Origin of the sequence: Catalinimonas alkaloidigena (assembly GCF_900100765.1) — a bacterium.
GTDB lineage: Bacteria > Bacteroidota > Bacteroidia > Cytophagales > Flexibacteraceae > Mooreia > Mooreia alkaloidigena.
This window is the reverse complement of the sequence record NZ_FNFO01000001.1, coordinates 303,311-315,615: the sequence shown is the minus strand read 5'-3', so window position 1 is coordinate 315,615 and position 12,305 is coordinate 303,311. Positions and strand designations below refer to the sequence as shown.

At 59.6% G+C, this 12,305-nt stretch carries 9 protein-coding genes; 4 read left to right on the top strand and 5 right to left on the bottom strand.

The window, feature by feature from the left end; genetic code table 11:
• Positions 1-421 precede the first annotated feature (421 nt).
• Positions 422-898, top strand: coding sequence for a DinB family protein (locus tag BLR44_RS01305; RefSeq protein ID WP_089678128.1), 477 nt, complete (start codon positions 422-424; stop codon positions 896-898).
• A gap of 5 nt (positions 899-903) precedes the next feature.
• Here the strand turns inward: BLR44_RS01305 and BLR44_RS01300 are convergent, their stop codons facing one another.
• From BLR44_RS01300 to BLR44_RS01290, 3 genes are all read right to left on the bottom strand, one after another.
• Positions 904-1,272 carry a VOC family protein gene (locus BLR44_RS01300; RefSeq protein WP_089678126.1) on the bottom strand — a complete coding sequence of 123 codons (369 nt, stop codon included), beginning with the start codon at positions 1,270-1,272 and terminating at the stop codon, positions 904-906.
• Positions 1,273-1,347: 75 nt separating this feature from the next.
• A complete protein-coding gene (locus tag BLR44_RS01295; RefSeq protein WP_218126987.1) occupies positions 1,348-2,223 on the bottom strand; it encodes an alpha/beta fold hydrolase in 876 nt (291 codons plus the stop codon).
• A 63-nt stretch (positions 2,224-2,286) separates the two neighbouring features.
• Entirely contained in the window at positions 2,287-3,519 is a 1,233-nt protein-coding gene (locus tag BLR44_RS01290; RefSeq protein ID WP_176955856.1) for a YCF48-related protein, read from the bottom strand.
• 179 nt (positions 3,520-3,698) lie between these two features.
• Here BLR44_RS01290 and BLR44_RS01285 point away from each other — a divergent pair, with 179 nt between their 5' ends.
• A complete protein-coding gene (locus tag BLR44_RS01285; RefSeq protein ID WP_089678121.1) occupies positions 3,699-5,117 on the top strand; it encodes a pyridoxal phosphate-dependent decarboxylase family protein in 1,419 nt (472 codons plus the stop codon).
• Positions 5,118-5,142: 25 nt separating this feature from the next.
• On the opposite strand, the gene BLR44_RS01280 is transcribed toward BLR44_RS01285, so the two are convergent.
• Positions 5,143-5,694 carry a hypothetical protein gene (locus BLR44_RS01280; protein WP_089678119.1) on the bottom strand — a complete coding sequence of 184 codons (552 nt, stop codon included), beginning with the start codon at positions 5,692-5,694 and terminating at the stop codon, positions 5,143-5,145.
• A gap of 56 nt (positions 5,695-5,750) precedes the next feature.
• Complete coding sequence (locus tag BLR44_RS01275) at positions 5,751-9,767, bottom strand: tetratricopeptide repeat protein (protein ID WP_176955855.1); 4,017 nt, start codon at positions 9,765-9,767, stop codon at positions 5,751-5,753.
• A gap of 395 nt (positions 9,768-10,162) precedes the next feature.
• Between BLR44_RS01275 and BLR44_RS01270 the strand changes: the two genes are divergently transcribed.
• Together BLR44_RS01270 and BLR44_RS01265 are read left to right on the top strand one after the other, a co-directional pair.
• On the top strand, positions 10,163-10,663 hold the full coding sequence (locus BLR44_RS01270) for a PaaI family thioesterase (RefSeq protein WP_176955854.1): 501 nt from the start codon (positions 10,163-10,165) through the stop codon (positions 10,661-10,663).
• 124 nt (positions 10,664-10,787) lie between these two features.
• Positions 10,788-12,191, top strand: coding sequence for a mercuric reductase (locus BLR44_RS01265; RefSeq protein ID WP_089678113.1), 1,404 nt, complete (start codon positions 10,788-10,790; stop codon positions 12,189-12,191).
• The last annotated feature ends 114 nt before the right edge of the window (positions 12,192-12,305 follow it).

Below are 12,305 nucleotides of genomic sequence, written 5' to 3'. Positions count from 1 at the left end.
CCAATCCGAAACCGCCATTGCCGCCGCGACTGCTGGCGTGGTTTTGTCACCCGACGTTGATCGCCATACCCTGCACGAGTTGTTTGAGCGGTGGGTGAGGCGTTACGGAATACACACGGCACGTTGGCGTGAGGACCGCCAACGTGGCTACAGGCGCCCGATAGAACCGGCAAGGAGCTTGGTATCCTTTACTATTTGAGCGTATTGTGTGATTCTTATGCGTCACATCTGCCTCTTTGCCACTCGTTTTACCTTGGGCACGCCACCCGGCCGGTTACTGCGAAAGGGGCGTTTTTCCTTGATCGAGTTGGTTGACTACCGCGTGTTCAGTTGTAGGTGAGAAATGCTTTTCCAGCCACGGTGCGCACCTTGACAAGCACTTTTCTGAGTGCTACTTTGGCCGTTTCCGTAACTTCATTCCATGAATACAACCGAACTCCGCAAGCAACTGGTCGCGCAACTCAAGGGCGGGCAGGCCTTCGTTCCCCTCCGCGAGGTGCTCAAAAATGTTCCGTTCGACCGGGTGAACCAACGTCCCGACGGCATGCCGCACTCTCTGTGGGACTTGCTGGAACACCTGCGCATCACCCAACACGACATCCTCGACTTCAGCACGAACCCGAACTACAAAACCATTCCCTGGCCCGAAGCGTACTGGCCGAAACAAGCATGCCCCGACGAAGCGACCTGGCAACGCACGAAGGAGCAGCTTTTTGCAGACCTCGACGCGATGATCAAGCTGGTAGAAGATCCTGAAAGTGATTTGTTTACGCCTTTTGCGCACGGCGACGGGCAAAATCTCCTGCGCGAAGCGCTACTGGTCGGTGAACACAATGCCTACCACACAGGTCAGTTTGTGCTGGTACGCCGCGCCCTGGGCCTCTGGAAAAACGACTGACCCACTCAGCGATCGCCGATCCATTGTCCGATCATGAGCCGATGGCCTTCCGGTGAGATAACGCCAAACTCACGCATGCTCCACGGTTTGTCGGCCAGGGGATGGTGAATGGTCACTGCATTTGCCCGCACTTCCGCGTAGTACTGATCGACGTCGTCGACCCGCAGGTACCCAAAGTAGCTGTGATCGCCCAGCTCGTGCGGTGGGATGGCGTCCCCACATTCGCCCAGCATCACCATGCAGTTGTCCCGTTGCAAAAACACCCAGCCCGGCGGCTCAGACGTTATGGCGAAGCCCAGCGCCTCGAAAAAGCGAGCGTTGGCGGCCAGCTGATGCACGGCCAGTACGTAATGATTTTGCAGGATGGTAGCCATAGTCGGGTGAAGCAACCGTAAACGATTTGTCGTTAAGGTACGTGCTTCTCGCGGGTTGCCCAGAAGAAGAGTTTCTCAACCGGCCTCTTTGTCGGCTGAAAGCGGCTCCAGCGTTGCCAGAAAGGACGCCACTGCCATGCTAAAGGCGGCGGGCGCTTCGTCGGGCCACATGTGAGTCGCGTCGGGAATTACTCTGTGCTGCCCCTGCGGCAGGCAACGCACCGCCGCCCGGGACACCACACTGAAAACGGGACGCGTCCGCATACCATATGCCACGCAAACGGGCATCGGCAGGCTAGCCAGGTCGGCACAGGTGATGTGGGGTGGCTCGGCCTGCCCCAGTTGCAGAGGCAGCGTCCGGGCGTGGCGCAACTGAAGCGCCCTAACGTCAGCCGGTTGCGTTGCGAAATAGCCAGGACGTTGTCCGGAACCGTCGAGCAACAGGCGCACGCCGGCTTCCAGATCGCCCCTGCCCTGGACGGCTTCGAAAATAGGACCGAACATGGTGTGTGCATCGTGCGCAAAGGCGTCCCTTTCGCTAGGATCTTCCACGTAGCTCAGCACGCCGGGTTCGTACACAAAAAGGCTTTTGAACAACGCAGGGTGATGAAGCGCTGCCTGAAACGCTACGTGCCCTGCATACGACCAGGCCACCAGATGGACCGGCCCAGCCCCAAACGCCTGCACAAACGCCACCAGGTCGTCGGCATGCGTCGTGACGCCAAAGGGCGGCCAGTCAGCGCGCCACGAACCGCCCCCAAAATACCGTTGCGTGTAAGCCAGCGTGCGGTACCGATCGGCCAACAGCGTTCGCTGTCGATCCCACATGGTATGGTCGGTCAGCGCGCCGTGCAGGAACAGCACCACCGAGCCCCTTCCCCGAACGGCGTAGGGTAGCATGGCCCCCTTTACTTCCAGCAAGCCGGTCTGGTCTACCGCTGTTTGTTGCATGGTTGCGCTCATGTCGCTTTTGTATCAAAATAAGAACTCGTCCGAACGATATCCAGAGAAAATCTACTCCAACACGACTTTGTGGCTGTACGGACGATGGTCGGCGGCATGCACCGTCAGTACATAAATGCCTGCCGACAGATCGTTCAAGTCCCACGTCAGCGTAGCGGCACGCCGGAGCGTCACGTGGCGCACCAAGCGACCGGTGCCGTCGTGCAGCGTCACAGTGGCACGCAGCGGCTCTTCGAACTGCAACCGGACCGTACCGCGCGAAGGGTTGGGAAAGAGTTGCACCTCCAGGGGCTGCCAGTCGGGAGAAGAAGTGACGTCGGTCGTGTATTTCAGGATCGTGCCCTGGTCGGAATTGTTGAGCGTGCCGACCGCGTACCCCACCGTAGGCGACGGAAAATAGATCGAAGTAAAGAAATCGCCTTCGCCACCGGCATCCTGCCGGTTCCAGGTTTTTCCGCCGTCGGTCGTGTACTGGATAAACGCCTCGGTGCCAACGCCATAGCCCGTATCAGGACTAACGAAATGTAAATTGTAGAACAGGGGAAGTCCGGCCGTCGGAACCACTTCCCAGGTTTCTGCGCCGTCGGTGGTTTTATACAGGGTACGGCTCAGGTCGGTCAAGTAACCCGTCAGGGCATCAGGAAACGCCGACGCGATCAGGTCCCCCATCGGTTGCGCACCGCTTACCCGCCGCCACGTCAGGCCGCCGTCTTCGCTTTTGCACACTTCGCCGGTGTTGCCGTACGACGACGAAAAACCACCGATGGCGTAAGCGGTATGCGGCGACACGAATTTCAGTTGCCGGAAGCCGTAATACAGAATAGCGCCGTCGTACGTATAGACCGTTTCCCACTGCTCGCCTCCGTCGGTTGTACGCAGGATCTTATCGCCCTGAATCACAAAACCTTCCTGCCCGGTTTTGAAATAGACGCCATCGACCGCGCTCCCTTCGTTGGCCAGGGGTAGCGACGTCCACGAAGCGCCTCCGTTGGTCGTTTTGATGAACGTCCCGGCGTTGCCCACGGCAAAACCCGTATCGGCACCCACGAACTGTACTTTCCGCAGCGAAGCCGATATGCCGGGTTCCAGTACCGTCCAGGTCGTGCCGCCATCGGTCGTTTTCAGGGCCGTGCCGATCACCCCCACCGCGTAGCCCGTATCGACGTCGGTGAAGTAAACGTCCTCTAACGAGTAGACGGGCTCGGTGCGCTGACGCACCCACTGGGCCATCGCGGGCGACAGGCTGCTGAAGCCGAGCCATGCCCACATCCATACATGTTTCATCCTGGTTGAAAAGAAGTTGAGGATGTGAAAGTACAGGTACGCCCTCCCCCTTCCGTTGCATTTTCCCGACCTTTGATTCCCCCGGGGCTGGTACATCTACAGATCGGAAATCGCTGTGTACCTTGGCTGGAGATTGAACAGCGTACTACGCTGGATGGTGTGGCTTTAAACTTTTCACGATGCATTCCTTTGACCTTACCCCCGACGAACGACAGGCCCTCTGGCAGTGGCTGCTGCCGCGCCTGGAGGATTATTACGCCCATACGCGCACCCGCCCGACTACGCCTCCGCTGGATGTGGAGCAGATTCGTAACTACCTGCACCATTCGTTTGAAGAGGTACTTCCCGCCACCGATGCACTGCGCCATGTGCTGGACGGGCTGGAAACCCACCACGTGCATACGCCGCATCCCCGGTACTTCGGTTTGTATAATCCGCGCGCCAACTTCGCGGCCATTCTCGCCGATACCATTGTGGCGGTGTTCAACCCCCAACTGGCCGCCTGGAGTCACGCGCCCTTTGCCAACGAAGCGGAGCGCAGCGTGATCCACTACTTTGCCGGGAAGTTTGGGTATGCCGCAGAACAGGCCGACGGGGTCTTTACCAGCGGGGGCGCGGAGGCCAACCAGACGGGCGTTTTGCTGGCGCTTCACCACCAGTTTCCTGCCTACGCGCAGGAAGGACTGCAAGCCCTTGAGGCACGCCCGACGCTCTACTGCTCCCAAGAGAGTCACCATTCCCTCATGAAGGCGGCACGGACCTGCGGATTGGGCAGCCGGGCGGTGCGGCTGGTTCCGCTCGACGCGGACTACCGGCTGGATACAACCCAACTGGAACGGATGATTTTGGAAGATCGGGCTCAGGGCTTTTTCCCTTTCATGGTGGTGGCGACGGTCGGAACGACGGGAGCCGGCATTATCGATCCGCTTCACGAAATCGCGGCGCTGGCACAACGGCACGGCCTGTGGCTCCACGCCGACGCCGCCTACGGGGGGGCGCTCTGCCTTTCTCCTGCACACCAGTCGCTGTTGGATGGGATCGAGAAGGCCGACAGCATTACGTTCGACGCACACAAGTGGCTTTCGGTTTCGATGGCGGCCGGGATGATCCTGACGCGCCATCCACATTTGCTCAGCCAGACCTTCGGCATCGCAACGGACTACATGCCCAAAGAGGCATCGCACTTGACGGTAGTCGACCCGTTTACCCACTCGCTGCAATGGTCGCGGCGTTTCATTGGCCTCAAGGTGTATCTTTCGCTTCTGATGTTTGGGGAGTCGGGGTACGCAGCGACCCTCGCGCACCAGATCCGGATGGGGGCAGTGCTTCGGCAAGGGTTACGTGACCGGGGGTGGCACGTCTACAACCCGACCGAGTTACCGGTCATCTGCTTCGGCCGTAAAGACTTTGCGCACGATCTGGAAGCGGCCCGACGCCTGGTCGGTCAGGTCGTGGCGGCCGGAAAGTCGTGGCTTTCGGTCTATACGCTGAACGGCCAACCGACCCTGCGTGCCTGCATTACTAACTACGCCACCACGGAAGAGGACGTACGGGGCTTATTGGAAGAACTGGAAGCGTACGTAGCGGAGAAAGCGTGAGCCCAGTCATAGTTCCTCTAGCGCATCAGGCATTTGCGGCGCGCTGCCGACGCCACAGCCGCACGGCAAAAAAAGTAGCACCCACGGCAAGCGCTCCTAAAACAGCCACCAGGTTAACCGCCCACTGGTAATTGCCCTGCAACCGGTCGTAGCGCTCGGCACTCTGTTGCAATTCCTGATGCGTTTGCTTGAGGCGGCTCTCCAGTCCGTCGATCTGCTGCGACAGTTCATATTCCTTAAAAACGCGCGTCCGGGTTTGCCCGACGTACGCGGATTCGGCCTGCTTGCTGCGCCGCTGCACAATTTCGATCAGGGCATTGTCTTCCCGGATGATTTTGATCAGGGTCTTCGCGATGCCGACCAATTCCTGATGCGAGCGGTTGCCCCCGCTGGCGTACCGGTGGTTCAACTGCTTGTATTCCTGGTAGAGTGTGTCGCGTCGCGCCAGAATTTGTTCGATCTGGAGTTCGTCGGCGGGGTCGAAGGCCTGGCCGTACGCCGCTGGGCCGTACCCAACAAACCCCGCGATCAAGAGGATGCCGTAAAGGAAGTTTTGAAAAGAGGGCAAACGATTCATGGTGTAAAGTTAGTTCAGGAAAGGCGATCGGCCTGTTTCGAAAGCCTTTCCTCTCTCTAACGACAATACTGCTTCATCATTACCTTGGCAGCGGCATCGCCCAGTTGAGCGGCCTTCTGCCAGTCGGCGCACGCCCCCTCAGCGTCCTGCGCCTGAAAACGGGCATTGGCGCGGCTGTTGTACCCCTGAGGACTGCTCGGCATCAGTTCGATCACTTTGCTGTAGTCTTCGATAGCTCCACTGATGTCGTCCTGGTCCATTTTCGGGATGGCACGCAGGTAGTAGAGCCGGGCATTGTTCGGTGTCAGCGTCACGGCCGATGAATAGTCGGCGATGGCTCCCTGGTTATCGCTCATCAGGTACCGCGCTTCGGCCCGGCGCACCAGTGCCTCGACGTGCTGCGGATTAAGTTTCAGCAACCGATCGAAATCGTGGATGGCCTCGCTGGCCCGCTCCTCTTCCAGGCGGGTATCGCCGCGGTAAAACAGCGCTACCGTATCGTCCGGATGAGCTTTCAATACCCAGTCGAAGTCGCGAGTGGCGGTAGCGTAGTCTTTCAACCGATAGGCAGCCAGTCCCCGACCCAGGTAGCCTTCCCGCGACTCCTGCCGTCCCAACGCCTTGTCGAAATCCTCGATGGCGCCTTCGTAGCGCTCCAGTTGCGTGCGCAATTGGCCCCGGAACAGAAACGCATCGACGTGTTCGCCGTCGCGTTCCAGCACGGCACTAAAGTCTTTTTCGGCCGCCTGCCAGTTTTCCTGATCGAAGTGGATACGCCCACGCAGCAGGTATGCATCCAGTTGGTCGGGATTCATCGTCAGTGTTTTGTCCAGCGCCGACAGTGCTTCGCCCGTCTTGTTGAGCTTACGATAGGCGTAGGCCAGTTCGTAATGTAACAGGGGGCGGTCGCTCATCGCACTCGCAGCTTGTTGCAGCGCTTGCAGCGCCTGGTCGGATTGGCCCAGACGGTTGCGCACCGCTCCCAGGTACAGCCATCCTTCAGGATCTTGGGTACCCGACAGGTCTTCGAGCGCGCCGTCGTACAATCCGAGGTGAAAGCGCGCCTGCCCACGCCACGTTTTCAACGCATCGGTGCCGCCGGCGGCCAAGCCTTTCGTCAGGCTCGCCTCCGCATTTTTGAAGTCGCCGGTAGCCAGTTCCGCGTGCCCGAGCTGCGCGAACACTTCCGTTTCTTTTGCGCCCAGTTCCGTGGCTTTGCGCAGGTCGGTCACCGCGTGAGGATAATCTTTCAGCGCGTAGTACGCCATGCCTTTCATGCGGTAGTTGTCAGCGGTTTGTGCTCCGCTGCTGATGGCTTTTGCCAGGGCTTCGGTGGCTTTTTCGTACGCCTTCAGGTGAAACTGCGCTTTGCCCAATTGCGACCAGGTCTCCTGATCGCCCTGTCCTAACTCATGGACCTTTGCCAGATCGGCAGCTGCTTCCGCGTATTTTTCCAGTTTCAAGGCAGAAAACGCGCGGTTTTCGTAGGCCTTGGCATAGCGGGCATCCAGTTGCAGAGCTTCGGTGTAGTCGGTCATGGCACCTGCGTCGTCGCCGGTCAGGTGCCGTGCTTTCCCGCGGTTGTTGTACAGAATCGCTTCCTTCTTCCCGGCCTGAGCGGCCTTGGTGTAGCTCTGGATGGCATCAGCATATTTTTCGGTGCGGAACTGGGCATTCCCCAGCGCATACAGCCAGTCGCCGTCCTGCGTGGTTGCCGTGGCCCGGCTCAGGTCAGCGACCGCCGCCGGAAAATCGTTCTTTTCGTACGACGCCAGTCCTCGCAAGGCCAGCAGATCGGGCGCCTGTTGACCTTTCTGCTCGGCCAGTTTCAGGTCGGCAATGGTGCCTTCGTAGTCTTTCTCGGTATATTTCAGCCGACCGCGTTCCGCGTAGGCCGTGCCGGCGGCGGCATCCTGCTTGATTACCTCCGACCAGTCGCTGATTGCACCCTGGTAATTCCGCAGTCCTGTCCGGGCCTGGGCCCGTTGTGCAAAAATCGTTTTGTTTTTCACGCCCCGCTGCATGGCCTCACTCAGATTGGCCTCCGCGTGCTGAAAATCGTCCGTCTCCAGTTGGGCCGTTCCCAAGGCGCGGAACACCTCTGCCTCGTCCACACCCAGCACCACCGCTTCTTTCAGGTCGGTGACCGCCCCGGCATAGTCTTTCTTTTCAAAGCGGCTCAGCCCTCGGGCCCGGCGCAGGTCGCGGCCTTTCTGGCCGTTCTTTTCGGCGATGGTCAGGTCTTCGATGGCGGCATCGTAGTTTTTCAGCGCGAACTGAATCAGCCCCCGCATCTCGTAGGCACGCCCGGCTTTGTCGTCACGTCGCAGCGCTTCGTTGAAATCTTTCAGCGCATTGGGCATATCGTTCGTCTGAAAACGGGCTTTGCCCCGGTTGATGAACAGCAGCGCATCGTCCATGCCCAGCTCCTGGGCTTTGGTGTAGTCCGGCAGTGCCTCCTTCGGCTTTTCCTGCCAGAGCAGAATATCGGCCCGGTCGCGGTAGATCTGCGCTTCTTTTGTGCCTTGCTGAATGGCGGCCCCCAGGTGCGGCAGCGCCTCTTCCGGCTTTTTCAGTTCGACGAACGCATGGCCCATCGCCGCGGAGAGCTCCGCGCCTTTGGCTCCGGCCGCCTGCGCCTGCTTGAGTTTATCGACGGCGTCGTTCCACTGACTGATGTGGTACAACGACAAGCCCCACTGGGTCAGCAGTGCGGTCTCTTTCACGCCCCCTTCGTGTGCGCGCTTGAAATCGTCTACGGCCTTGCGGTGATTCTGCTGCCCATAGAAGATTTGTCCGCGCTGGTAGAAAAGTGTGGCGTCGGTAGCGCCCAGTTGCATCGCCCGGTTCAGGTCCGAAAGCGCGCCCTCCCACTCCTTCTGCACAAATTTGGCGTCGCCCAGCGCGGTATAAAGCGCAGCGTCTTTCTTGCCCTGTTCGGCCGCTTTGGTCAGGTCGGCGATGGCGCCCGGGTAGTTTTTGAGTGCGTAGTGCGTCAGCCCCCGGTAGTAGCGGGTCTCGGCCTCGTCTTTGCCGCCCTGAATGGCCGCGTCGAGATCGGCATTGGCTTCTTTGTAGCGTTTCAGCATGAAGTAGGCTTTCCCGCGTTGGGCATAGGCACTGGCGTCTTTGTAGCCGTGCGCAATGGCGTCGGAGTAGGCGCTGACGGCTGCGTCGTACTGTTCGCGCTCGCCTTGCAAGCGGCCCAATTCGGCGTAAATGTCCGCATCGCCCAAGTTATGGTTCAGCGCTTTGGTCAGGTCGGCAATGGCCGCTTCGCCCTTTTTCTGAGCTACGTAGCCCCGGCCACGCGCCAGGTACAGCGCCGGTTCGGTCACACCCGCTTTCAGGGCTTTGGTCAGGTCTTCTACCGCCGGAGCGTGTTGGTTCTGAGCGGCATACGCCATGCCCCGGTAATAATACGGCCACCCATCGGCCGGGCGGGCGGTAACGACCTTGCTCATCAGGGCGATGGTTTCCCGCCAGTTTTCGGCGGCGTAGGCAGCCAGGGCCGGAATGTAATCGGGCTGATACGCCAGTTTCTTGTTCCAGTCGGCGAGCGAGAGTTTTCGGGCTTCCATACTGCCCTGCCGGCGAATGTCCACAGCATAGGAGCCGGCCGTGGCGAGGGCGGCAACTTCGCCTTTGCTGTTGAGTAACGGACTGCCGGCCTGATCGCCGGGAATGCGTTCTCCCAACAGCCAGACGGCGCCCCATCCCGGTACTTCGCGGTGCAGCTTTACGGACGTGGCCGCCTGGTGTGCGGTACGGTCCGACAAGACGTAAGATCGCGTCGACGACGTGATGTTATCTTCAGAGGCGGTGGCAATCGTCGGCAAACTCAACACTACCTCACGCGGAAGGGCCACCCGAAAGCGCACCAGGCCCGAGGCCGGATCGTCGGCCAGCACCTCTTCGAGGGGCAACTCGAGGCTGTCGGCCACGAACACCTTCGCACTCTGGGCCTCGCGCAATACGTCCAGGTGGGTAAAGGCGGTGCCGCGTGCGTCGGTCAGAACGCCGACCCCCTCTCGCAGGAGCGTACCCGATTTTGAAAAGGTTTGAATACGCACAACCGCCCCCGACGGGGTAGTTTGCGCATGGGCCCGAAAGGCCAGACAACACAGGATACAGATCCAAAACCGACTCCAGGAGTTTGCGTTCACCATCTTCATAAGCACTTCTAAAACTGGTGAGTTAAAATTAGGCGGTGCCGGGAAGATCTCTTTTGTGTCGGTCGCGCCACTTCGGAAGCGTTCCTACGCAAATGCTTTTTCGGTGGGAAACGCATCGGAACCAGCGCGTTCGCGTAAGCAATAGAGAGGTAGTGGGTAAGAGATACGCACAACAACGTCAATGTACAGAGTACGAAGGTCTTCCACCTGCGCTCACGACCGCCGCCAACCGATCAACCTTCTACACCTGCAACCTTTCAACCTGTAACCTCCCAAACCGCTCGCCAACGTCTATGAAGTTACCCGCGCGTTTCACCCGACTGATGCTCAACGGTTTTCCGCCCCTGTTCTTCAACCGCATTGCCATTACCTACCTCTCGGCCGATTACCAGCAGATGGAGGTGCTGGTACGCAAGTCGTTATTCAATAAAAACCTGCAGGGCACCATTTTCGGAGGTACCATTTTCAGCGCCGCCGATCCGTACCACGCCATTCTCTACTGGCAGCTGATGGCCCACCGGGGCCTTGCTACGGAAGCCTGGCTGAAAAGTGCCGAAATCGATTACCACCGCCCAGGACACACGCACCTACGACTCCGCTTTGCCGTAACCGAGGCGGAGGTTCACGAGGCAGAACGGGCACTGAAGACCGAGGGACGTTTCCAGAAGTGGCACGAAGTACAGGCGCTGGACGCCCAGGGTCAGCCCTGCGCCACGATCCGAACGCTGGTGTACCTGCGGCTTCGCAACCTGCAACAGGTTAAAACACCCGAACCGGCACAGGCCATTCCGTAGCCCCGGGCAGACGGCTGGCGTGTGCCTTTAGAAACTTCGGCGCGCCATCCCCGACCGCATTTCGATCAACAATTCTCCGGCCTCCGCCGTTACTATCCATCGACACCCAACCTGAACTCCACTTATGTCTGCTCCCCAGTCGTTCGACGCCATCATCATCGGTACCGGCCAGGCCGGAAATCCCCTGGCCAAATCGTTTGCGGCCCATCACCAGCGCGTGGCCATCGTCGAGCGCGACGTTGTGGGGGGCAGTTGCATCAACCGGGGATGCACACCGGCCAAAACACTGATTGCCAGCGGAAAAGTGGCGCACCAGGTACGTCATAGCCGCGCCTACGGCATCGAAGTCGACGACTTCCGGGTGAACATGAAGAAGATCAAGGCGCGCAAAGATGCCCTTGTCCATCAGTTTCGCCACAGCACGCAGGAAGGGCTGGAAGGCAACGATCAGATCACGCTGGTCCGGGGCGAAGCCCACTTTGTGGACCAGTACACGCTGGAGGTAACCCTGGCCGACGGGGGAACGCAACGGCTCAATGCGCCCAAAATTTTCATCAACACCGGTTCCTCTCCCCTGCATCCGCCTGTGGAAGGGCTGGACACCATCACGCCGCTCGATTCCACGTCCATCATGGAGCTGGAAGAAGTGCCCCACCACCTGATTGTGCTGGGCGGCGGCTACATCGGCCTGGAGTTCGGGCAACTGTTCCGGCGGCTGGGCAGCAACGTGACGATTATCGAAGCGACGGACCAGCTTCTCGGCAAAGAAGACCCCGACGTGGCCGAATGCCTGCAACAGATTCTGGAAGAAGAGGGCATTCGCGTAGCGCTACACACCCAGCTCAAGCGCGTACAGCCCCACCCCGAAGGCCTGGAAGCGACGCTGAACACGCCCAACGGGCCGGAGCGGCTGACCGGCTCGCATCTGTTGCTGGCCGTAGGGTACCGCCCCAATTCGAAGGCCCTTCAGGTCGAGAACGCGGGCCTGACGCTGGACGAAAAAGGCTACATCCCCGTCAACGAGCGGCTGGAAACCGCCGTACCGGGCATCTGGGCGCTGGGCGACATCAAAGGTGGCCCGGCCTTTACGCACGTCGCCTATGACGATTACCGCATCGTACGCAACCGCCTGTTTGAGCACGGCCAGCGCACCACCCAAGACCGCATCCTGACCTACACGGTGTTTACCGATCCGCAATTGGGCCGCGTCGGCATGTCCGAAAAAGAAGTCAAAGAAAAAGGCATCCGCTACCAGGTCGCCACGATGCCGGCCGCCTACGCCGCGCGGGCGCAGGAGACGGGGCAGCCCAAAGGGTTGTTCAAAATTCTGGTCGATGCCGACAGCAAACAACTGCTGGGCGCCGCTATTCTGGCCACGGAAGGCGGCGAGTTCGCTACCATGCTGAAGGTGGCCATGATCGGCAAATTACCCTACATCGAACTCCAGGAAGGCATGTTTGCCCACCCGACCCTGGCCGAATCGGTAAACAACGTTTTCAGCTTTTTAAAAGACCCTGATCAGGACTGAGGGACACACTGGCGTTGCCACTTTGGAAACCCTGCCGCATAAAATACGGTGATTGGCGCGGGATTCTTCCGATTTCTTCCCAATTTCGCCCTCCATTTAGATAAACATACCGTC